Source organism: Protofrankia sp. Cas3 (assembly GCF_963555955.1).
Classification (GTDB): Bacteria; Actinomycetota; Actinomycetes; order Frankiales; family Frankiaceae; genus Protofrankia.
Genome location: NZ_CAUVXP010000040.1, coordinates 1 through 21,488 on the forward strand (window position 1 = coordinate 1; position 21,488 = coordinate 21,488).

Annotated in this window: 19 protein-coding genes; 5 read left to right on the forward strand and 14 right to left on the reverse strand. The window is 69.7% G+C overall.

The window, feature by feature from the left end; genetic code table 11:
- The first annotated feature begins 614 nt into the window (after window positions 1–614).
- A complete protein-coding gene (locus U9983_RS10100; RefSeq protein ID WP_322753758.1) occupies window positions 615–2,402 on the forward strand; it encodes an FGLLP motif-containing membrane protein in 1,788 nt (595 codons plus the stop codon).
- 116 nt (window positions 2,403–2,518) lie between these two features.
- The gene (locus U9983_RS10105; protein WP_322753759.1) at window positions 2,519–3,136 is read left to right on the forward strand and encodes a class I SAM-dependent methyltransferase; all 618 of its coding nucleotides are present in this window, start codon (window positions 2,519–2,521) and stop codon (window positions 3,134–3,136) included.
- Here the strand turns inward: U9983_RS10105 and U9983_RS10110 are convergent.
- The 7 genes from U9983_RS10110 to U9983_RS10140 all read right to left on the reverse strand — a co-directional run bounded on the left by U9983_RS10110 (window position 3,095) and on the right by U9983_RS10140 (window position 9,879).
- Window positions 3,095–4,189, reverse strand: coding sequence for a hypothetical protein (locus U9983_RS10110; RefSeq protein ID WP_322753760.1), 1,095 nt, complete (start codon window positions 4,187–4,189; stop codon window positions 3,095–3,097). The two genes, U9983_RS10105 and U9983_RS10110, sit on opposite strands and share 42 nt — an antisense overlap.
- Window positions 4,176–4,907: a class I SAM-dependent methyltransferase gene (locus U9983_RS10115; protein WP_322753761.1), complete on the reverse strand. Its 732-nt coding sequence runs from the start codon at window positions 4,905–4,907 to the stop codon at window positions 4,176–4,178. The genes U9983_RS10110 and U9983_RS10115 overlap by 14 nt, the downstream gene beginning before the upstream one ends.
- Window positions 4,901–6,232: a glycosyltransferase family 4 protein gene (locus tag U9983_RS10120; RefSeq protein ID WP_322753762.1), complete on the reverse strand. Its 1,332-nt coding sequence runs from the start codon at window positions 6,230–6,232 to the stop codon at window positions 4,901–4,903. Before U9983_RS10120 ends, U9983_RS10115 begins: the two co-directional genes overlap by 7 nt.
- A gap of 127 nt (window positions 6,233–6,359) precedes the next feature.
- On the reverse strand, window positions 6,360–7,172 hold the full coding sequence (locus U9983_RS10125) for an amidohydrolase family protein (RefSeq protein ID WP_322753763.1): 813 nt from the start codon (window positions 7,170–7,172) through the stop codon (window positions 6,360–6,362).
- Window positions 7,173–7,210: 38 nt separating this feature from the next.
- Window positions 7,211–7,750, reverse strand: coding sequence for a MarR family winged helix-turn-helix transcriptional regulator (locus U9983_RS10130; RefSeq protein ID WP_322753764.1), 540 nt, complete (start codon window positions 7,748–7,750; stop codon window positions 7,211–7,213).
- Between the two features lie 117 nt (window positions 7,751–7,867).
- Window positions 7,868–8,818, reverse strand: a complete 951-nt coding sequence (locus tag U9983_RS10135; protein ID WP_322748012.1) for a S1C family serine protease — start codon at window positions 8,816–8,818, stop codon at window positions 7,868–7,870.
- 314 nt (window positions 8,819–9,132) lie between these two features.
- Complete coding sequence (locus U9983_RS10140) at window positions 9,133–9,879, reverse strand: tyrosine-protein phosphatase (protein ID WP_322748011.1); 747 nt, start codon at window positions 9,877–9,879, stop codon at window positions 9,133–9,135.
- Between the two features lie 319 nt (window positions 9,880–10,198).
- Between U9983_RS10140 and U9983_RS10145 the strand changes: the two genes are divergently transcribed.
- Complete coding sequence (locus U9983_RS10145; protein ID WP_322748010.1) at window positions 10,199–10,624, forward strand: cold-shock protein; 426 nt, start codon at window positions 10,199–10,201, stop codon at window positions 10,622–10,624.
- A 10-nt stretch (window positions 10,625–10,634) separates the two neighbouring features.
- Here U9983_RS10145 and U9983_RS10150 read toward each other — a convergent pair whose 3' ends face one another.
- The 3 genes from U9983_RS10150 to U9983_RS10160 all read right to left on the reverse strand — a co-directional run bounded on the left by U9983_RS10150 (window position 10,635) and on the right by U9983_RS10160 (window position 13,792).
- A complete protein-coding gene (locus tag U9983_RS10150) occupies window positions 10,635–12,275 on the reverse strand; it encodes an alkaline phosphatase D family protein (protein ID WP_322753765.1) in 1,641 nt (546 codons plus the stop codon).
- Between the two features lie 164 nt (window positions 12,276–12,439).
- On the reverse strand, window positions 12,440–13,099 hold the full coding sequence (locus U9983_RS10155) for a pentapeptide repeat-containing protein (RefSeq protein WP_322753766.1): 660 nt from the start codon (window positions 13,097–13,099) through the stop codon (window positions 12,440–12,442).
- Between the two features lie 84 nt (window positions 13,100–13,183).
- The gene (locus U9983_RS10160; RefSeq protein ID WP_322753767.1) at window positions 13,184–13,792 is read right to left on the reverse strand and encodes a vWA domain-containing protein; all 609 of its coding nucleotides are present in this window, start codon (window positions 13,790–13,792) and stop codon (window positions 13,184–13,186) included.
- 549 nt (window positions 13,793–14,341) lie between these two features.
- On the opposite strand from U9983_RS10160, the gene U9983_RS10165 reads away from it, so the two are divergent.
- Both U9983_RS10165 and U9983_RS10170 read left to right on the forward strand, forming a co-directional pair.
- Window positions 14,342–15,550 (forward strand): AAA family ATPase, encoded by a 1,209-nt coding sequence (locus U9983_RS10165; RefSeq protein WP_322753768.1) that lies wholly within the window; start codon window positions 14,342–14,344, stop codon window positions 15,548–15,550.
- Entirely contained in the window at window positions 15,547–16,230 is a 684-nt protein-coding gene (locus tag U9983_RS10170) for a hypothetical protein (RefSeq protein ID WP_322753769.1), read from the forward strand. Before U9983_RS10165 ends, U9983_RS10170 begins: the two co-directional genes overlap by 4 nt.
- A gap of 45 nt (window positions 16,231–16,275) precedes the next feature.
- On the opposite strand, the gene hypE is transcribed toward U9983_RS10170, so the two are convergent.
- From hypE to hypF, 4 genes are all read right to left on the reverse strand, one after another.
- Entirely contained in the window at window positions 16,276–17,298 is a 1,023-nt protein-coding gene (hypE, locus tag U9983_RS10175) for a hydrogenase expression/formation protein HypE (protein ID WP_322753790.1), read from the reverse strand.
- A gap of 86 nt (window positions 17,299–17,384) precedes the next feature.
- The gene (gene hypD / locus U9983_RS10180; protein WP_322753770.1) at window positions 17,385–18,524 is read right to left on the reverse strand and encodes a hydrogenase formation protein HypD; all 1,140 of its coding nucleotides are present in this window, start codon (window positions 18,522–18,524) and stop codon (window positions 17,385–17,387) included.
- Complete coding sequence (locus U9983_RS10185; RefSeq protein WP_322753771.1) at window positions 18,521–18,793, reverse strand: HypC/HybG/HupF family hydrogenase formation chaperone; 273 nt, start codon at window positions 18,791–18,793, stop codon at window positions 18,521–18,523. Before U9983_RS10185 ends, hypD begins: the two co-directional genes overlap by 4 nt.
- A 5-nt stretch (window positions 18,794–18,798) precedes the next feature.
- Window positions 18,799–21,324: a carbamoyltransferase HypF gene (gene hypF, locus U9983_RS10190; RefSeq protein WP_322753772.1), complete on the reverse strand. Its 2,526-nt coding sequence runs from the start codon at window positions 21,322–21,324 to the stop codon at window positions 18,799–18,801.
- Window positions 21,325–21,488 lie beyond the last annotated feature (164 nt).

A 21,488-nucleotide genomic window follows, 5' to 3' on the forward strand; every position in this document is an offset into this window, starting at 1 on the left:
GGCGGTACCAGCGACGCGCACAGCGTGGCTTCGCCGTGGACGTCCATGCCCGCCGCGGCCAGCCGCGCGAACTGGGCCGCATAACCCGACCCACGGCTGCCATCGGTGATGGCGGCCCATCGACTCGCACCGTGTGCCACGTCCACATCGTCATCATAAGGTCCGATCAATGCCTTGGGCCTTTGGCCTTGGACCCTCCCTGGGCCTGGTTGCCGGTGCACAGCCGCGCCCTGGCATCCTTCGGGACTACGGCGCTGATCAGCGCGTGCCGGGCCGGGTCCGGGCCGTTGATCGCGGGGAGTGCGGGCGGGGTTCGTGGGGTGGAGGGTGGCGTGGCAGCGGCGCAGCGACACAGGGTGGCCGACAGTGGCCCGAGGACTTCGGCCTCCGGCGATGCGACAGAACCAGGATCGCATCGCCTTTGGCCCGACAGGCGGATTCTGACTGTAGGACGGGCGCTCCTCGCGTTCCTGGTGGTATGGGGCGCGGCAGTGGCGTTCATGCTCGCGTGGGGGCCGGCGCCGTCGGCTCGCGCAGCGGTGCAGGCGGCCGCGGCCACGGCGCCGGGACCGTCGGTGGCACTGCGCCCCGGTTCCGGGCGGGCCGGAGTTTCCGTGACAGCTAGCGGGGCGGGGTTCGCCTGCACCACCATGCGGGTCCCCACCGTGGACGTGTCGTGGGACCGAACCCAGGCCGTCGGGACGGCGTCGGTGAACTCCGGCGGCTTCAGCCTCACCTTCCAGGTACCCGCCGGAGCTGTCGCGGGTTCGCACACCGTCACCGCTTCATGTCCGACGGTTTCCGCATCGGCGACGTTCACCGTGGTTGCGCCCACCCCCACGCCGGCACCCACGCCCACGCCGGCATCCTCGTCCCCGCCGGCACCCTCGTCCCCGCCGGCATCCTCGCCGGCGCCCCAACCCGCCGCAGGTCCGGCATCCACCGCGGTTGCCGGCACTACAGGGTCGACCGGTATGCCCACAGGTGGCCAGGGTGTACCGGCGACCGCGGGGGCACCGGTCCAGGACGCGGCGGCTCCCGGTACGACCGCTTCGGACGGGGCCTCCTCGGACGGCGGCATCCCGGGACCGGCGGCACCGACCGGGTCCGCCGCCCCCGGGGCAGGGTCTGCGGCGGCTCCGGGGTCGACAACGTCCGGCCGGGCCGGCGATGGCGCCGGCACCGGGAGTTCCGATGGCTCCGGCGGTGCGGGCGGGACCGGCCGGGGCGGATCCCGGGCACCGGGCAGCCAGGCGGGCGACACCGGCGGGCAGCTGCGTTCCGGCTACGCCCGGGCGCTGCCGACCCCCGGTCAGGTCTTCCGCCGTCCCGCCCGGGTGGGTGTTGCGGCTGGGCTGGCCGTGCTGCTGCTGCCGCTGGTCGGCTTCGCCGCCGAGCTGTTCCACAAGACGGTCCACCACAACCAGGACATCCTGCGGCGCTGGTTCGCCTGGGCATCGCCGTTGCCGGTCCGGGCTGGACAGCTGCCGCGACCGCTGTTGGTTCCCGGTTTCTTCCTGCTTTCCACGGCGCTGGCGGTGCTGGTGGAGCCGGGGGTCGGGATGAACCCCGCGACCGCCGCGCTCGTCGTGGGATTCGGGGTCGCGATCCCGCTCGGTGTGCTGCTCTACAGCAGATCCATCGACAGCTACGAGCGGCGGGTCTGCGGTGGCGCAGGGGGTGGGCTGGAGCTGCTACCCGGTGCCGCTGTCGTCGCGATCGGCTGCGCCCTGCTGTCCTGGGGCGCCGCGTTCAACCCCGGTTACGTGTACGGGCTGATCGCAGAGTATCGCGCCCGCGGCCGCCGTCGCCTCACCCGGCGGACCGAGGGCCAGGCGGTCCTGCTCGGCACGTTGGTGATGCTGGCGGTCGCCGTGGCGGCGTGGCTGGTACGTGTCCCGGTGAGCTCGGCGTTGGCGCGCCACGGGTCCGGGCCACCGGGGTTCGCCCTCGCGGTCATCGAGAACGTGCTGTGCCAGGTGGTGGCGGGCTCGATTGTGGCCGCCCCGATCGTCCTGCTGCCCATCCATTACATGGACGGCCGCAAGCTGTGGGAGTGGAGCCGGCCGGCCTGGGCTGCGACCTGTGCCGTCGCGCTGACGCTGTTCGCGATCCTGGTGCTCGACCCGTCCGGACTGCTCGGGATGGCCACCGGACAGGTCTGGGCGCGGGCGGTCTGGCTGTTCGGCGGGTTCGCGGTGGTCTCCGTGCTCTTCTGGGCCTTCTTCCAGATCGTGCCCGCACGTCTGCTCGGCCGGCCGGAGGATGCGCACAGCGGTGAGGCGCAGGGCGGTGCCAGCGCCGACACCGTACCTCTCACCATCCGTTACCGCAGTGCGCGGACTCCGTCGGTGCGCAAAGAGCATGATCCTTTAGCCTCCCGACCGGACGGCGCCTGGTAGTTACGGCACCTCGGTAGTTACGGCACCTCGGTAGTTACAGCACCTCGGTAGTTACAGCACCTCGGTAGTTACGGCAACTTGGTAGGACGGTCCGGAAACGGGTGGGAGGAACTGGCGTGGACGTTGCATTGCGGCAGGCGGCTGAGGCCGCGACGGGATTCATGCCGCCGGGGGAGGGGCTCGCCCTGTACAGCGCCGCAGCGACGGTGCCCGCCGGCGGGCTGATCTGCGAGATCGGTACATACTGCGGCAAATCGACGCTGTATCTGGCGGCGGCGGCCCGCCAGGTCGCGGCGACGGTCGTCACCGTCGACCATCACCGCGGTTCGGAGGAGAACCAGCCGGGTTGGGAGTATCACGATCGGTCCCTCGTCGATCCCCGCACCGGTCGGCTCGACACGCTGCCCTGGCTGCGCGCCACCCTGGACGCGACCGGGGTGGCGGACGTGGTGACGGTGGTCGTCGGCCGCTCCGAGGCGGTGGGGCGCTGGTGGACGACACCGGTCAGCCTGCTGTTCCTGGATGGTGGGCATACTCGGGCGCAGGCACAGGCCGACTACAGTGCGTGGGCGCGGCATATCCCACCTGGCGGTCTGCTTGCCATCCACGATGTGTTCCCGGACCCGGCGGACGGCGGTCAGGCGCCCTTCGAGGTGTTCCAGCGGGCACTGGTCGAGGGATTCACCGAGCGGTCATGCACAGGATCGCTGCGGGTCCTCGAACGCGCCGTCTGACCCAGCGCCGTCTGACCCGTGGCCGGGCGCCGGGGGCCACGCAGGCAGGTCGTCGCCGCGGAACGCAGCCTCGGTGACCCCACCGGCGAGGGTGTCGACGGCGAGCAGGACCGCTGCGGCCGTCCATGTGCTCTGCTCCTGGGGCCAGTACACCCTTTCGGCGAACTGCCAGCCCGTCCAGTAACTGCCGTCGACGTGCCGCAGGCGTTGAACGTCGCGGACCAGCGTGGCCGCGGCCACGCTCTCCCCGACCAGGTGCAGGGCGATCGCCAACTCGCAGGTTTCGGCACCGGTGACCCACGGCTGGTCGGCCACACATCGGGCGCCGAGCCCCTCGACGACGAAGTCGTCCCACCGGCTGCGCAGCCTGGCCCGGCCATCCGACCCACGCACCGCACCGCCGATCACCGGGTAGTACCAGTCCATGGACCAGCGGCGCTTGTCCGCGAAGCGCTCCGGATGGTTGCCCACGGCATGGCGCAGCGCGCCCGCGGCCGCCTCCCAGCCCGGCGGCGTCTCGCCGACGAGGGCGGCGATACCGAGTCCGCAGCGCAGGCTGTGCAGGGTGCTGGAGCAGCCGGTGAGCAGCGCCTCGGGGTAGGCGGCGCCGCTGGCCGAACGTGCCCACCAGATCTGGCCGCCGGTGGCCTGCAGGGCCACGACGAAGTCGAGTGCCCCCCGCACGACCGGCCACATCCGGTGCAGGAATGCGCGGTCGCCGGTGGCGAGCCAGGTGTGCCAGGCAGCGGTCGCCACGTACGCGCACTGGTTGCTGTCGGCGAACTCGTCCTTGATCTGGCCGGCGACGTAGCTGGTCGCCCACGATCCGTCGGCCCGCTGGGTACGGCGGATCCAGTCCCAGGCGGCGTCCGCGGCGTCTGCACGGCCGGCGATCCGCAGCGCCATGGCACACTCAAGATGATCCCACGGGTCGGTGTGTCCGCCGGTGTACCAGGGGATGGCGCCGTCGGGTTCCTGCACGGCGGCGATGGTGTCCGCGGTCTCGGCGATCGCGGCCGGGGCGAGTAACGGTGTGGATTCAGCCGGCCGCACGCGAAACCTCCGGTTTGCGCAGGTACAGGACGACGCTCTTGCCGATCAGCGGGTTGAGGATCCGTTCGGCGACGCGGGTGGGCCAGGGCCGGCGCATCATGTCCCAGACCAGCACCCGGTGGTAGAGCCGGGTGGCGGGATGATCGTCGTTGTGCACCCCCACCAGGCAGCGCAGCCACCAGTACGGAGCGTGCAGGGCATGGGCGGTGTGCTCGTCGACGGGCTCGAGCCCTGCGGCGTGCAGTCGGTCCAGTAGATCATGTTTCCGATAGATGCGGACATGCCCGCCGTCCACGCTGTGGTAGGCCTGGGAAAGGCTCCAGCAGATCTTCTCGGGAAACCAGGCGGGGACGGTGACGGCGGCGAGCCCACCCGGGCGTAGCACACGGGCAAGCTCCGCCATGGCGGCGACATCGTCCGGGATGTGTTCGAGGACCTCCGCGGCGATGACCCGGTCGAAGGCCGCGTCGGCGAACGGCAGCGCCAGCGCGTCCCCGCGCACGCAGGCGCCCCGGGCTTGCGGTCCTACCGGCTCGTGGGCGGCCATCGCGGCGAGCAGCTGCCGCACGCCGGCGACCTCCGCTGTCGCGTGGTCGAGGGCGACCACGTCTGCCCCGCGCCGGAACGCCTCGAAACTGTGCCGGCCCGTGCCGCAGCCCAGATCGAGCAGGCGGCATCCCCCGGTGACCGGGAACCGGTCGAAGTCGACCGTCAACATGGACGTGGGCTGGCCGCCGACGTGTGATCGCGCCTGGACCGGACCGCGTCGATCCGCTCGCAATACCATGCCGCGGTCGCGCTGGCCGCGGCCCGCCAGGAGAACCGGTCCTCCACCCGCTGCCTCCCGGCGGCGCCCATCCGCGCGCGCAGCGCCCGGTTGTCCAGCAGCCGCCCGATCGCGGCGGCCAGCGCCTCGGCGTCCCCGGGCGCGACGAGCTCGGCGGCCTGCCCTGCCGGCCCGACCACTTCCGGGAGCGCGCCGGCCGTGGTCACCACCAGCGGTAGGCCACAGGCCATCGCCTCGACCGCAGGCAGGCTGAAGCCCTCGTACAGCGACGGCACCACGGCGAGCTCCGCCGACCGCAACAGTGTGACCAGGTCGACGTCGGAGAGATTCGACTGGAACGTCACGACGTCGGCGAGGCCGAGCTCCTCGACCTGGCGCGCGGTGGCGCCACCAGGCCGGGCCATCCCGACGCACATCAGATGGGCGGCGCGCTCGACGCGAACCTTCGCGAGCGCCTCCAGCAGCACTCCCAGTCCCTTCAGCGGCACGTCCGCGCTGGTGACGACGACGATGCGACCGGGCGTCGGTGTCGTGGCCGAGGCGCCGGTGCCGGCGCCGGCTGGCCGGAAGACGTCCGAGTCGACACCGAGCGGGACGGTGCGGATGAGCTCCGGTACCACCCCCATGTCAGTGATGATCTCCTGCCGGGAGCTCTGGGACGGGACGACGATGCCGTCGAGGCTGCGTGCCACCCGGGCCTGCATCGGGAGGAAGGAGTACCAGCGGCGGATGCCGATACGTGCGGTCCGGTCGGGCGCGGCCGCCAGCGCAACGCGTCGGTCGACCGTGATCGGATGGTGCACGGTCGCCACGACCGGAACCCCGTGCGGGCGCAGCGCCCGGCGCAGCGCGAGCAGTCCGTAACCGAGGCCCTGGTTGTCATGCACGATGTCGAAGTGGGGTGGGCGGCCCGCGCTCGGCCCCAGGGCGCGAGCGGCCCGGATGCTGAACGCCAGCGGCTCGGAGAACTGGCCGGTGCGCATCAGGCCGAATTCGACGATGTCGGCGACGGTGCGTAGTTCCCGTGGGGACGGCCAGCGGAACGGGTCGGACGTGGCGTACAGGTCAAGGCTGGGCAGGGTGCGCAGGTCGACCCCGGAGTCGAGCAGTGGGTAGGGCGGCCCGGTCAGCACCGTGACCTGATGACCCAGCGTGACGAGTTCGCGGGAGAGATGCCGGACGTACACGCCTTGACCGCCGCAGGTGGGGAGACTGCGGTACGACAGCAACGCGATCCGCAACGGTGTCCTCTCCATAGCTTCAGACCGGTCCCATGTCGGTCCCGGACTGGTTCCAGCTCTGGTCGCATGCCAGGGTGACAGTGAGCCGTTTCCGGAACATTAGGGTATATCCGGTTGATCTTCGCCAGATCACCGAGCGCGCTCAGATCGCGAACACCCGTCGGGCGTTGCCAGCCAGGAACAGTTCCCGTGCCTGCGGGTCGAGGTCGAGGTCGGCCAGGCCGTCCAGTGCCCGGCCTGGTGTGATCATCGGAAAGTTGGAGCCGAACAGCACCTTGCCGCGCCCGCGCCCGCGCATGTACTCGACCAGTTCGGTCGGGTAGCGGTGGGTGGCGTAGGCGGAGGTGTCGATGTGGACGTTCGGGTACTTCGAGGCCAGGGCGATCATCTCGGTGGTCCACGGATGGCCGATGTGCCCACCGACGATCACCAGCTCGGGAAACTCCAGGGCCACGTCGTCGAGGTAGGGGATCGGCCTGCCCGTCTCCGAGGTCCGCAGGGGTCCGGTGTGGCCGACCTGGGTGCAGAACGGGATCCCCAACTCGACGCACTCGACAAACAGCGGATAGTAACGACGGTCGTTGGGAGGTAGCGCCCACAGCCACGGTACGACCCGCAGCGCCCGCAGACCCAGGTCGTGAACGGCTCGCCGAAGTTCGCGAACGGCGGCGACCGGGTAGCGAAGGTCGACCGCCGCCACCCCGGTCAGCCGGTCGGGGAATCTGGCGACGAAACCGGCGACCTCGTCATTGGAGATCAGCGGCCCGCACGGGCCGACCCAGGCACAGATCAGACCGCGTTCGACGCCAGCCTGGTCCATCGCGGCGATCGTATGCTCCAGCGGAGGCGCCACGGTCGGATTCTGCGCGCCTGTCCAGCGGTGCAGCGATGCGAACATGTCGTCCTGAAGGAAACGCAGCGTCGGATGTTGCAGCCATGCGTCGATAATCGTCATCGTCCGTGACCTGCTCCCATGATTGTAGAGCGCCCGGCTCAGCTCGTCTCGTCGGCGAGTCGCGCGAGTGCGCCCCCGGCGCGCATGAGGTCCGCCAGATCCTGCCGGCTCAGCTGGGAAAGGCGCCGGGAGTACCAGCCGTCGACGACGCGCCGGGACTCCGCAACGGCGCTGAGACCTTTGTCGGAAATCCGCACGATGAACTGGCGACCGTCGTACTCGTCGTTTTCCTTGATTGCCAGACCCCCTTCGATAAGCGTTGCCAGCGCGCGTGTCATCGATGGTTTCCGGACACCTTCGAGACGGGCGAGTTGTGTCGGTGTCAGCGGCCCCATTCGTTGCAGAGTGGAAAGGGCTGAGATCAGGCTGAATGGCAACGCCCGCGGGTCCCGTTGGCGTTCGGCCCGTTGCGAGCGCGCGAGCTTGGTTATCGAGGTTCGCAAAGTGGCCACGAATACCGGGTCGAGGCGGTCGTCGTCGTGCGGGCCGGTGCCCTTACCCCCGCCGTCGGCGGGGGTCGGGTACCGGCCGCGTCCGGTGGACGACGGGCCGCTGGTCGATCGCACGGGCACGGTCATCGCCAGATGGTAACGATGTCCGCGCCGGCCGGTGCGTTGCCGACCGGTGCGTTGCCGACCGGTGCGTTGCCGACCGGTGCGTTGCCGGGCGGGGCGCCCAGGTGATGGCCGTCCCGCTCAGGTGAGCGCCAGTTCCCGAGGGACGACGATGACATCGACGAGCGCGCCACGTCGCCACACGGTCACTTCGATCGGGTTTCCGATGGTCTCCTCGGTCATGAGCCGCTGGAGGTCCCCGGGTGCGGCGACCGGCTGCCCGGCGACCGAGAGCACCAGATCGTCGGTGAACAGGCCGGCCTGCCCGGCCGGGCTGTCCACCACGACCTCGGCCAGCCGGACCCCGTGCCGGCGGCCGAACCGCTCGGCCAGTCGTGGCGGCAGCGGTGCCCGGGCGCTGGCGACCCCGAGGTAGGCCCGTCGCACCCGACCGTCGCGCATGAGCGCGGCGAGGATGCGGCGGGTAGTGGCGTTGACCGGAACGGCGAGCCCGAGCCCGATCCCGGCGACGGCCGTGTTCACGCCGATGACATGGGCGTTCGCATCGGCCAGGGCGCCTCCGGAGTTACCCGGATTGAGGGCGGCGTCGGTCTGGATCACCTCGTCGATGATGCGGACCGTGGCGCCGGCCCGGGTCGGGAGCGATCGACCGAGCGCACTGACCACTCCTGCGGTGACGCTGCCTGTCAGGCCCAGCGGGTTGCCCACCGCGACGACCAGTTGACCGACGACGAGTGTGGCCGCGTCGCCGAGGGTGGCCGGCGGCGGGGTGGCGCTGCGGGCGCGCAACACGGCGAGGTCGGACAACGGATCGGCGCCCACCACGTCCACCAGGCTCTCCGTGCCGTCGGTGAACTCCGCCGTACCCACCCCGACGCCCGTTTCCCCGGCCGGCGGCCCGCCGTCGATAACATGGGCGGAGGTGAGCAGGAAGCCGTCGTCGGTGAAGACGACGGCGGAGCCGGCTCCCTCGCCGCGACGCGTCCGCACCCGCAGGCTTGCGACCGACGGCGAGATGGCGGCGGCAACCTGAGTCACCACCTGCGAGTAGGCATCCAATGGATCAGTCATCCCGGCCTCCCGAACGTGCTCCTGCGCCCCTGGTGCCGCCGGGCGCGCGAACCGGGCCTTGATCGCGCGCCCGGCGGCATCCTGAACGCCTGTAACGATTACACAGTTACAGCCGTAGCAACACAGGAGCGGCAACCGACCTTCCCGGTCGGCCGTCCGCCGTGGGCGTACACCGGCTCCGTCGGTCGACACCCAACACCAGGGTGCCTCCCTCCGCCGCCTCGCGATCTACGCACCCCAGCCCCGCTCCTTGATCCACGCCCCTATTGCCGGGCGGTCTTAGCGGTCGGCGCCGGATCGCGGCTGACGGGGCGTCAGTCGACGAGCGTCTTGCGCAGAACGTCCAGCTCGGCCTGGGTGATGCCGTGACCGAGTGCCCAGCCGGCCGCGCCGCCCCAGCGCTGGTCGAGGGTTTCGAAGAACGTCACCATGGTCTCGGGACGGCAACCGATGTCGCTGCGCGCGCTTCGGCTGTAGGTCGGCATCGCGCTGAGCCGTGTCTTGATCTGCGGTAGCCGCTCGTTGGTCATCACATAGTCGTCGACGATGGCCTCGCGCCGTACTCCGACGATGTCCAGGACGAGCGCGGCAAGTACGCCGGTGCGGTCCTTGCCCGCCGCGCAGTGGAACAGGGTCGGCAGTTCGGCCGGCTGGGTGAGTAGCCGCAGGGCGGTCGGGACCGCGCTGGCGGGGCGGGTCAGATAGTCCAGGTAGTGTTCGACGGTTTCCCGCTTGGACCGCTGCTCGACGATCACTTTGTGTTCGGGGTCACCGGGCACAAGGTAGAGGTCGGGTATGAACGCCGTGTTATGGTATCCGACCTCGGTCTCCGCGAGCAGCCCGCGGCCCTCGGCCGCTGCCTCCTTGGGTGTACGCAGGTCGAGTACCGTGCGCAGACCGAACTCATTGATCAGTACGTTCGTGGCGTCCACCGTGAGCTGCTGTACGGTGTCGCAGCGAATCAGGAGCCCGCGCCTGGTCGAACCACCGGCCGTCGTGGGCAGGTCCCCGAGGTCGCGGGCGTTGGCACAGCCGTCAAGGTGGATCCAGCGGTCGGTCACGAGACCCCTTCGGTCGCGGTGGGCAGGCGCCGGTGCGACTGGCCGTCGATCGGTCGGTCGCGGCCGGGGCAGCTGACCTCTCAGCCTAGCCGTGCCAGGCCGTAGGACCTGGCCTGATGTGGCTGACCAGCCCCGATGCGACTGACAGGCCCTGCTGTCGTCGGCCGGCTGTCGCGTACCGTCCCCGCTCGGGTCGCTATCAGCTAGATGATCATTTGCTGTCTCCGGTGCGTCAGCGGTTGACTTGGTTGGGTTCAACTGGCAATGTGCGTGCGGTCCCATGGTCTGGGACGTTCGCCCCGATGTAGAGGTTGATGCGGTGGGTACTGGCAGAATCGTGCGGTTCGACGGCATTCGTGGCTACGGCTTCATCTCGCCCGATGAGGGCGGCGATGACATCTTCATGCATGTGAACGACCTGCAGGACGAAAAGCACCTGTTCCGGCCCGGGGCACTTGTCGAGTTCAAGGCGGAAGAGGGCGACAAGGGCCTGAAGGCTTCGGCCGTTCGTCTTGTCGACCGGGCGGCGGTCGGTCCGTTCTGGCCGCGTACCCCGGGCTCGAACGCCGCCGGTTCGGGCACCGACGACGACGAGATGTGTGATGTTCTGACGACCGCCGAGTTTCAGCATGTGTTGACCGAGACCCTGATCGAAGGTGTCCCGACCTTGACCGGTAGTCAGATCGGCCAGATCCGCCAGCGTCTCACCGATCTCGCCCGGGCGCGTGGCTGGGTCGTGTCCTGACCCGCGTGGTTCAGAGCGCCATAAGGCCCGGAGTGCCCGCCTGCACGGCGAACGAGACGTCGGTACGGACGGGGGCGTCGCGGACATCGATGGTGTCGACCACCCGTACGTCGGTCCGCCACGTACCAGGCGTCACCTCGCAGCGCAGATAACCGCGCCTGAGCCCGTTGAAGTAGCGAACGTGCGGGTTGAGCAGCGGGTTGACCTGCTTGATCGGCGCATCGAAGGCCACCGGAAAGCTCGAGCTGATCGACGTGCTGACGAACTCCACCGCGACGGTCGGCGAGGCGGGGTCGTCGAAGTCCACCTTGAGGTCGCTGAACCAGGTGGAGTGGATGTCACCGGACAGGACCACCGGGTTGGCCACATGAGCGTCGGCCAGCAGCCGCAGCAGCCGCTGGCGCGCTGGGGCGTAGCCGTCCCACTGGTCCAGGTCGACGATGGTGGGCGGTACTCCCGTCGGGTTGGGGAAGCGGGTGCGGCTCATCATGGTCTGCTGGGCGATGACGTTCCACCGGGTCGGCGAGCTGGTCAGGCCTCGGGTGAGCCACTGCTCCTGGACGTCGCCGGTGAGGGTGCCCGCCGTGTTCAACCGGCCCGCCGACTCCAGACCGAAGTCGCCGGGGAAACCGCCCGGCTGGTCGGTGCGGTACTGCCGGGTGTCGAGCACGTTGATCCGGGCGAGCCGCCCGAAGTCGAAGCGGCGGTAGATGCGCATCGAGGCCGAGCCGGGGCGCAGGTCGGCGCGGATCGGCATGTGCTCGTAGTACGCCTGGTATGCCGCGGCGCGCTGCCGCCGGAACTCCTCGGGCGTCTGCTTCTTCGCACCGGTGTCGTCGATCTCGTCGACGAAGCCCGCGTAGTTGTTCTCGGTCTCGTGATCGTCCCAGGTGACCACCCAGGGCGCCACGGCGTGGGCTGCCCGCAGCGCGGGGTCACCCTTGTACTGGGCATGCCGGTTGCGATAGTCGGCCAGCGTGGACAGCTGGTCCAGACCCGGGGTCTGTGGGGCGACGTGTGCCCGATCGGGGAAGCGGCTGTTCGGGTCGTACTCGTAGATGTAGTCACCCAGGTGGAACACGACGTCGAGGTCTTCGTCGGCGAGTCCCCAGAACGTCGGCCAGTAGCCGTTCTGGAAGTCCTGACAGTTGACCACGCCGAGCCGCAGCAGCTGCGGGTCGGCGGAGCAGGCCGGTGCGGTCCGGGTACGTCCGACCGGGCTGAGCTGGCCACCCGCGCGGAAACGGTAGAAATAGTCGCGGCCGGGCTCCAGCCCGCGCACGTCCACGTGGACCGAATGCGCGAGCTCGGGCAGCGCCCGGGTGACCCCGGCGGCCGCCAGGTGGTGGAACCGCCTGTCGTGCGCGACCTGCCAGGCCACCGTGATCGGCCGCGACGGCATCGATCCGGCGTCGTAGACGTCGCGGACCAGCCGCGTCCACAGGATGACCCCGTCTGCCAGCGGGTCCCCGCTGGCGACGCCTAGAAGAAACGGTACTGCGGTCTCCGCCGCAGCCTGGTCGCCGGTCGTGGTCTCCGGCTCGTTCCAGGATGCGGCCGCCGGACGGGCCGTCACGCCTGTCAACAGCAACGCGCCTGCTGCTGCTGCCCCGGTCAGCGCCAACCGCCGGTCCAACACGAATTCACCCACGACGCTCCTCCCCACTGCGTGTGGCGCTCACTATCGCCTGCGCGATCGACTCCCCGGGGAACAGCCATCGAACGCAGGGGGACCAGGGCACATCATGGCGAGGCCGCAGGCGATACGAGCGCCCGGCAAGAGAGGGTGCGACGGGGACTGGCCGTGCTCGGCGATCAGTCGTTCTCGGTGACGCTGATGCCCAGCGCACCGGCGAGGGCGTAGGCCAGTGCCGCGATGTCCCGGCTGGACACCGCCGCTCCGCTCATGCTCTCGACCCCGTTCACCTCGACGAGCACGCAGTTGACGAGCCGGGCGCCGTCCATCTGCGCCTTGGCGAACTGCGCGCCGGTCAGATCACAGTCCTCGAAGGTCGCCCCACGAAGGTCGGCGCCGTAGAAGTCCGCCCGTTTGAGGTTGCAGCCCTCGAACAGGGAGTTGCTTATCGCGGTGGACCGGAAGTTCGCCAGGTCCACTCGGCAGTCACGTAGGGTCACGTCCCGTAGCCGCCCGCCGGACCAGGACCATCCCGTCATCCGACAGGTCGTGATCTCCGCCCGGACGAGCGAGGAACTCGTGGCCCGCAGGTTCGCCAGGCTCGACCGCTCGATGACGACGTCGGTCAGCATCGCCCGGGTCAACCGCGAACCGCTCAGGTCCGTGCCGGTGATGCGGCAGCCCTCCAGTTCGATGGACTCGGCCTGGGTGCCCGCCAGATCGCAGCCGTCGAAGACTCGTCGTGTGTACGCCCCGTCGTCGTCGATCTCCGACGCGGGGAGGAGGGCCGCGGGGACGGCGGGTGCGGCCGGGCGGCGCGTCGGTCCCGATCGTGGCACCCTCGCTGGGGGCGTATAGGGCACGACCGGCAGTGTAGATGTGACCGTGCACCATGCCGGGGCGACACCCTACGAGTCCGAACCCTACGAGTCCGACAGGTCCAGCGGTGCGCCGCTCGCCCGGGTCCGCGAAACCGACCGGGACAGGCTTGCGTAGGCGACGCCGACACCGTCGCCGTCCGGGCTGTAACTCGCGGCCGCTGCCGGGGCGAAGCCCATCTGCCGGGCGTCGGCAACCGCCCTGAGGTCGGCGGACAGGAACGCAAACTGCCAGTCATAGGTGTTCGTCTGCCTGCTGATCGTATTTTTGACCTGCTCGAGGGTCCATTCCTTGGAGGAATTCTCCTGGCCGTCGGTGACGACGGCGAAGACGACCGTCGCCGGACGCTGCTCGTCGGGAAGGCTGCCGAGGAACTCCCCGGTGTCCGCGATGGACCTGCCGAGGGCGTCGAGCAGCGCGGTGGAGCCCCGCGGGACCAGCCGATATTCCGGGGCTTCGCCGATCGGGATCGCGCCGAAGACCTTCTCGTAGTCGTGGTCGAACTGGTAGAGGCTGATCGTTGCCTGCCCGGGCACGGCGGCCTGCTCGGCGATGAACGACCGGATGCCGCCCTCGGCGTCGTCGCGGATCGCCATCATCGAGCCTGACCGGTCGATCAGCAGGGTGATGTGGGTGTAGCCGGTCTTCGTCATGGAGCGTCCCTTGCCATCGGTCGTCCCGGTCACCCCCATTGTGGTCGCTGCCGCGGCCGTCGTCACGGGGGCGACTGATCGAGCTGGCAGTGGAGAACTACCGCACACTGCGCCACATCCTCGTCAGGCTGAGGCAGCCGTTTCGGCGTAGGGACGGATCGCGACGGTGTCGCAGGCGTCACAACGCACTACCGCCTCCTGCGGACGTCGGCCGACCACTCGGCCGGGTACGGCTCGTACACAGTCACCAGTGTCTCGCGCCGTCGCCTTCCGTCACCCTCTGCGCGCGCCCACCTGAACCATCCGCTGGTCGCGCCATGTCGACCCGCCCGCTGTGGGCTGCGGTGTCCAACGACGAGCGGGCCCGTGCCCACCGGGCGCGTTCCGCGGAACACATCTTCGACCCGGCCTCTACCGACGGCATCCGACACCCTGTTCGAGCTGTGACCAGTAGGCCGAAGAGCGTGCGATCATGACTTTTTCCGTGCGCTCGGAGGCCCGAATGGGGTCCGGGTCCGGGGCCGAGGATGATCGTAGCGAGGAGGTGGCATGGACAGGCGACTGATCGAGCTGGAAGTGGAGAACTACCGCAGCCTGCGGAAGGTCTCGCTTCCGCTGGGGCCGCTCAACGTTCTGGTCGGGCCGAACGGCGCCGGCAAGACCAACGTCCTGGAGGTGTTCCGCTTTCTGGCCGACGTGATCAATAGCGACCTGGAGCCCGCACTCGATGCGCGCGGTGGCTTCGACGAGGTGGTGTTCCAGGGCGGCGACCGAACGCCGGCATCCATCCGGATCAATCTCAAGGCGACCTGGACTCAGTACAGCAGCCTGACATCTCCCGACGAGTACCAGCTCGCGATCGAACGCCTGACCGTGAAATCCGGTGAATCGCCGCTGTCGCGCAGCGAGTCGTTCCAGTTCAAGCGCACGCTGGGGCGTGGCCGACGGATTGCGATCAGCGGTGAGAAGGCTGCCGTCGTGCAGATCGACAAGGATCTCCAGGAGTCACCCGAGCGGACCTTCGGTATCCGTCGGATGAGTAGTGGTCTGTCCACCCTTCCTCGCCTGTCCGAGGATGAGGGCGGCGCGGAGGTCGCTGCTCTTTCCAACCGATTGGCATCGTTCCGTGTCTTCGATGTGCGTGTCGACGAGGCGCGGCTTCCTTCGCGCTTTCCGCGCACCCGGCACGAGTCGTTGGAGCATGACGCGGCAAACCTGGCGGCTTTTCTGTTGACCATTCGTGATCGAGATGAGGACGCGTGGCTCCGGTTGGAGTCGGATGCCGTCAAGGTGCTGCCCCAGCTTGAGGGTATTGACTTCGACTATCCGTCGGGCGCGGCACGCGAGGTCGTCGTGGTGCTTCATGAGCGAGGACTTCGGCGTCCGACCCAGCTCGCGGACGCCTCTTTCGGGACCATTCGCCTGCTGGGCTTGCTGGCCCTTCTGTATGATCCTGAGCCTCCTGCCCTCACCTGTATCGAGGAGATTGACCACGGTCTGCATCCGCAGGCGCTGGAACTGCTGGTCGACCGGCTGCGGGAGGCGAGTGAGCGCACCCAGCTTCTCATCGCCACACATTCTCCGGCCTTCGCCGACCGGTTGAAGCCGGCGGAGCTTATTGTCTGCGAACGCCGCGACGACGGATCCTCGGCAATCCCGGCTGTTTCCGTCGACAGGGTTCGAGAGATCGTAGCGGCGAGTGAAGGTCTGCCTCTCGGTGAGCTGTGGTTCTCCGGAGCGTTGGGGGGAGACCTGTGAGCCGCGGCACCGGTGTTCGCGCGACCCGGAATCCGGTCGTGGTTGTAGCTGGTGAGGATGGCAACGACCGTCGTAGCCTACGGATCCTACTGGAAGCACTCTGCCCGCAGATGCGCGGCCGTGTTGTCGAGATCAGCGACAGTGTTCGACTCAGGCTTGCTACCGAAGCCAATCTGGCTGACCGGGTCGCCGTTCTTGCCCGGAAGGCCCGTGCCCGGGCCGTCCGTGAAAGGGCCGATCTCGCCTGCGTTTTCGTGCACGAGGACCTGGACTCTGTGGACGGGGATGGCGTCGCGGAGATTCAGGCCAGGGTTTGTCGGGCGTTGGTGACAGAGTTGGGTACGGCCCACTATGTCCTGTCGATCTCTGAGATGGAAGCCTGGTTGTTGCTCTTCCCGAATTCGCTGGAAACATTTGTCTCCTCCTGGAACGTGCCGGCCAAGCGGCAGGGGAAGGACACCGGCTCTTTCGGTGACCCGAAGAAGATACTGACGCACGAGGTCTCCATGGGTGCCCGGCGCTATCGGGAGTCCGACGCGCCCGAGATCTTTGAGAAGATCGTCAATCTCGGTCACATCAAGACGCCGAGCGGTTCAAATCGCTCCTGGGATTTATTCTGCGGTGACGTCGAGTGTTGTTGTGCCGATCATGTACGCCTGGCAGGCAAGAGGACATCATGATGGCCTACGGGCGGTAGGGTTGCTCGCCGTGTCCGGAGGTCGGGGTCAGCAGATGCGGGGGAGCTGTTCGCCGATGAGCATGTCGACAATGCGGGTGCCGCCCAGCAGGGTGCGCATGACGACCCGACCGGGATGGGCGGCGACGACCTCGCCGAGACGGGTGGCGTGCCGGCCCTCGGGCAGCGCGCGCATCGCGGCCAGGACTGCGTCGGCGAGATCGGGCGCGATGATGGCGACGAGACATCCTTCGTTGGCGACATGCAGTGGGTCCAGGCCGAACAGGTCGCATGCGGCGGCGACCATGGGCGGGACGGGCACGGCGTTCTCCGCGATCTCGATTCCGACTCCCGACGCCGCGGCGATCTCGTTCAGCGCCGATGCCACCCCGCCGCGGGTGGGGTCGCGCATCGCGTGAATCCCCGGACCGCCGCTGGCCACCATGGCCGTGACCAGCCGGTGCAGGGGACGGCTGTCGGAGACGATCTCGGACTCGAAGCCGAGACCCTCGCGCGCACTCAGGATGGCGCTGCCGTGGGCGCCGACGGGACCGGACAGGACGACGACATCCCCGGATCGTGCGAACCCGGCTGACACCCGTGCGCCGGGCAGCCGGCGACCGATGCCGGTGGTCGTCACGAAGATCCCGTCCGCGGCGCCGCGACCCACGACCTTGGTGTCCCCGGTGACGACCGGGACGCCGACGGCTGCCGCGGCCGCGCCGAGCGAGGCAGTCACCCGCCGCAGGTCCGCCAGGGCGAAGCCCTCCTCTATGACGTAGGCGACGGCCAGGGCCAGCGGGGTGGCGCCCATCATCGCCAGGTCGTTCACGGTGCCGTGCACGGCGAGTGAGCCGATGTCGCCGCCGGGGAAGAAGACCGGGCTCACCACGAAGGAGTCGGTGCTCATCACCACGGGGGTGCCGTCGATGTCAAGCAGGGCCGCGTCCTCGGGGACGCCGTCCGCTGCGCCTGCGCCTGCGCCGAGGGCCGGTAGGAGTACGTCGCGCAGGAGCTCGGCGGACAGCTGTCCGCCGCTGCCGTGACCGAGCATGACCCTCTCGGTCTCCATCAGGGGCAACGGACAGCTGGCGCCTGTCAGGTCAGTGCTGGTTAGGTCAGTGCTGGTCAGGCCAGTGTTGGTCAGGTCAGTGGCGGTCACGACGAGCTCGCGACCGTCGTCGACTGCGCCCCGGTCTGCGTTCGGCCGGTCTGCGTTCGGCCGGCATTGTGGAAGGCGGCGCAGGTCCCCTCGGTCGACACCATCGGTGCGCCCAGCGGCGTACGCGGCGTGCACACAGTGCCGTACGCCGCGCAGTCGGTGGGTAGGCGCGTCCCGGTGAGAATGTTTCCGGCGATGCAGGCCGGATGTTCCCGGGTGGTCAACCCTGCCACGGCGAAGCGCGTCTCGGCGTCGTAGTCGGTGAACTCGTCGGTGAACGCGAACCCGCTCATCGGGATGGTGCCGATACCCCGCCACATCCGGTCACGAATTGTGAACACACGCCGGATGGCGTCCTGCGCCGCGATGTTCCCGGCCCGGTGCACGGCGCGGACGTACTGGTTCTCCACCTCCGCGCGGCCTTCTTCGAGCTGGCGTACGGCCATGAGGATGCCTTCCAGAATGTCGAGCGGTTCGAACCCGGTCACCACGATCGGGACGCGGTAGCGCTCCGACAGCGGCTCGTACTGCGTCCATCCCATGACCGCACAGACGTGGCCGGCGGCCAGGAATGCCTGCACCTGGCAGTCCGGCGCGTCCAGCAGCGTGGTCATCGCCGGTGGGACGAGCACGTGGCTGACCAGAACGCTGAAGTTGGGCAGGCCGAGCGCGTGGGCGCGCAGCACCGCCATGGCGTTCGCCGGCGCCGTCGTCTCGAATCCGACGGCGAAGAAGACCACCTCGCGGTCGGGGCGCTCGACGGCGATGCGGACGGCGTCCAGCGGTGAGTAGACGACGCGGACGTCGCTGCCGCGGGCGCGCATCGCCAGCAGGTCGGTGCTCGTCCCGGGGACCCTGAGCATGTCGCCGTAGGAGGTGAGGATGACCTCGGGACGTCCGGCGACGGCCAGTGCCTTGTCGATGAGTTCCAGTGGCGTCACGCAGACGGGACAACCAGGCCCGTGGATCATCCGGATCCCCGCGGGTAGCAGCTCGTCGATGCCCTGGCGGACGATCGTGTGGGTCTGGCCTCCGCACACCTCCATCAGGGTCCATGGTTTCGACGTCACCGTGTGGATCGCCGCGAGCAGCCCCCGCGCGAGCGTCGGGTCGCGGTACTCGTCGAGGTACCTCATCGCTGTTCGGCTCCCAGCTGCCCGTCGGCTCCCAGCTCCTCGTCGAGTGCCCCCATCGAGCGCAGGATCGCAAGCGTGCGGTGGGCTTCGGCCTCGTCCACGAGGCTGATGGCGAAGCCGACATGGACGATGACGTAGTCATCCACCCGCGCCTGGGGGACGTAGCCGAGACAGACCTCGCGGGTCACACCGCCGAAGTCGACCGTGCCCATGAGCAGGCCGGCGACATCGGTCGTCGTCACGACGCGGCCGGGCACCCCGAGACACACCGGGCTCAGTCCTCCCTCAGCCGGGCTGCGGCCACCGCGGCCTGCCCGTAGCTCACGCCGCCGTCGCCCGCCGGGACCTGTTCGTTGAGCAGCGGGGTGAGGCCGGCGTCCGCCAGCGCGGGAGGGAGAGCCCCGGCAAGCAGCTGGTTGTGCAGCACCCCGCCGGACAGGCAGACCGTCCGCAACCGGTGGCGCCGCGCGATGTCGGTGCACAGGGCGACGGTGACCGCGACGATCGTGGCATGGAACCGCGCGGCGAGGACGCCGACGGCGACATGGCTGTGCAGTCCCTCCAGCAGGGCCCGCAACGTCGGGCGCGGGTCGTAGACGAGCAGACCGGTATGACGGACGATCCGCCACGGCAACTCGACGTCACCGGTGGGCACACCGGCTGGGGCTTCGAGCGCGGCGGCTTCCAGGGCGGCGGCGGCTTCGCCTTCATAGGTGACCTCGTCACACAGGCCGAGCAGCGCGGCTGCGGCGTCGAACAGCCGACCCGCGCTGGAGGCGACCGGGCAGTTCACGCCGCGTGCGATCATCCGGGAGACCACGGACACCTCGCGGTCGCTCAGCCGGTCCAGGAACGGCGCGGCGAGCTCCAGGTCGGCTGCGCGGGACCGCTCGTTGCCGGAGTCGTCCGTGAGTGGTTCCGTGAGTGGTTCGAGGCCGAACAGGTAGCCCAGCGCCACCCGGGTGGGACGGCGCAGCGCGGCGGCACCGCCGGGCAACGGCGCCCGGCCGAACCGCGCCACCCGCCGATAGGAGACGAGGTCGGCGACCAGCACCTCGCCGCCCCACAGCGTGCCGTCATCGCCCAGGCCCAGGCCGTCGTAGGCGACACCGATGAACGGGCCGGTGACGGCGTGTTCGGCGGCGCAGGACGCCACGTGCGCATGGTGATGCGCCACCGCGATCCGCCGGCCCGCACCGTGTGCCAGCGCGTAGGCGGTGGAAAGGTAGCCGGGATGCGGGTCGTGGACGATGATGCGCGGGGCGATGCCGGTCATCGCACACAGGTGCGCCAGGTTGCGCTCGAACGCCACCATCGTGGGCTGCTGGGAGAGCTCGCCCGTGTGCGGCCCGACGACCGCGGTCGTCCCTTCGGCCAGGGTGAAGGTGTGCTTGAGCTGCGCGCCGACGGCGAGCAATGGCTCGCCGGCCCCGATGGGGAGGCGCAGCGGTTGCGGTGCGTAGCCACGAGCGCGCCGAATCATCGCCCCGCGCCCCGCGACGACGCGGACGACCGAGTCGTCGTAGTGGGAGCGGATGGCCCGGTCGTGGCTGAGAAACCCGTCGGCCACCGCGGCGAGGCGGTCCCGGGCGTCGTCGTCGTCGATCGCGATCGGTTCGCCCGAGACGTTCCCGCTGGTGACGACGAGTGGTCTGCCCAGGTCGGCGAGGAGCAGGTGGTGCAGGGGCGTGGCGGGCAGGAACAGCCCGAGCCGCCCGGCACCCGGCCCGACCGCGTGCGCAAGAGTGCCTGCGCGGGCACTGGCACTGGTGTAATCGTTTGCGCGCCGCAGGAGCACCACCGGCCGCGCGGCCGACGTCAACAGGCCCGCCTCGACAGCGTCGATGTGGGCAAGCATCCGCGCCGCGTCCAGACTGGCCACCATGACCGCGAACGGCTTGGTGGGGCGGTGTTTGCGGGTCCGCAACCGGGCGACCGCCTCGTCGTTGGTCGCGTCGCAGACGAGCTGATAGCCGCCGAGTCCCTTGAGCGCCACGGTGCCGCCACTGTCGATCATCGCCACCGCCGCGGCCAGCGCATCCACACCGCTTGTCGGCACGGGCGGCGGGGGCGCCCACCAGGCGAGCCGGGGGCCGCATCGGGGACACGCGATCGGCTCGGCATGCAACCGCCGGTCCGCCGGATCGGCGTACTCGCGCGCGCAGTCGCCGCACATGGGGAACGCGCTCATCGTCGTCCGCGCGCGGTCGTAGGGGAGGGTGTCGACGATCGTGGCCCTGGGTCCGCAGTCGGTGCAGTTGACAAAGGGGTACCGGTGCCGGCGGTCGGCCGGGTCGAACAGTTCGGCCAGGCACGCCGGACAGGTGGCGACGTCGGCCGGAACCTCGCGGACTCCGGTGGCGGCGGTTGACGCGGTTGACGCGGTTGACGCGGTTGACGCGGTTGACCGGTGCGCCGACGTGGCGACCTGGAAGCCCGAGCGCGGCCGCGGGTGCGCAGTGGCGCCGGCCAGTTCGGTGACGTGGACGTCGCGTACCCGGGCCAGCGCAGGGGCGTCGGTTCGCAGCCGGGACGCCAGGGTGGCGAGCGCGTGCGGCGGGCCGGCGGCCTCGACCACGACCCGGCCGTCGTCGTTGCGCACCCAGCCATCCAGCCCGAGGCTGGTCGCGAGGCGGTAGACGAACGGACGGAAGCCGACTCCCTGCACGGTCCCGTGGACCTCGAGCCGGTGGGCCACCCGCCCTTGGACCGCGCCCGGCGCAGCCGCAGCCGCAGCCGCTACGTGATTGGTTCGGTCGGCTCGGTCTGCGAGGTTGTAGCGGTCGTCGAGCCGGCTCATGTCCGTCAGTCTTGTTGCCGTGCGTCACGGCGGACAAGGGTCCGGCGACCCGTCGAGGCGGCCGGGAAGACCTGTGAATCCCGACCCTCCTGGCCCGTCCGGCCGCGCGAAAGGATCCATGATCGCGTGGCTTTCGGCCCGGTCATCGATCAGACCGCTCAGAT

Excerpts from the sequence above, each read along its gene's own strand:
- hypD (WP_322753770.1), bottom strand. The coding sequence starts at position 18,524 with ATGAGGTACCTCGACGAGTACCGCGACCCGACGCTCGCGCGGGGGCTG.
- U9983_RS10160 (WP_322753767.1), bottom strand. The coding sequence starts at position 13,792 with ATGACGAAGACCGGCTACACCCACATCACCCTGCTGATCGACCGGTCA.
- U9983_RS10165 (WP_322753768.1), top strand. The coding sequence starts at position 14,342 with ATGGACAGGCGACTGATCGAGCTGGAAGTGGAGAACTACCGCAGCCTG.
- U9983_RS10115 (WP_322753761.1), bottom strand. The coding sequence starts at position 4,907 with ATGTTGACGGTCGACTTCGACCGGTTCCCGGTCACCGGGGGATGCCGC.
- U9983_RS10130 (WP_322753764.1), bottom strand. The coding sequence starts at position 7,750 with ATGACCGTGCCCGTGCGATCGACCAGCGGCCCGTCGTCCACCGGACGC.
- U9983_RS10120 (WP_322753762.1), bottom strand. The coding sequence starts at position 6,232 with ATGGAGAGGACACCGTTGCGGATCGCGTTGCTGTCGTACCGCAGTCTC.
- U9983_RS10125 (WP_322753763.1), bottom strand. The coding sequence starts at position 7,172 with ATGACGATTATCGACGCATGGCTGCAACATCCGACGCTGCGTTTCCTT.
- U9983_RS10135 (WP_322748012.1), bottom strand. The coding sequence starts at position 8,818 with ATGACTGATCCATTGGATGCCTACTCGCAGGTGGTGACTCAGGTTGCC.
- hypF (WP_322753772.1), bottom strand. The coding sequence starts at position 21,324 with ATGAGCCGGCTCGACGACCGCTACAACCTCGCAGACCGAGCCGACCGA.
- hypE (WP_322753790.1), bottom strand. The coding sequence starts at position 17,298 with ATGGAGACCGAGAGGGTCATGCTCGGTCACGGCAGCGGCGGACAGCTG.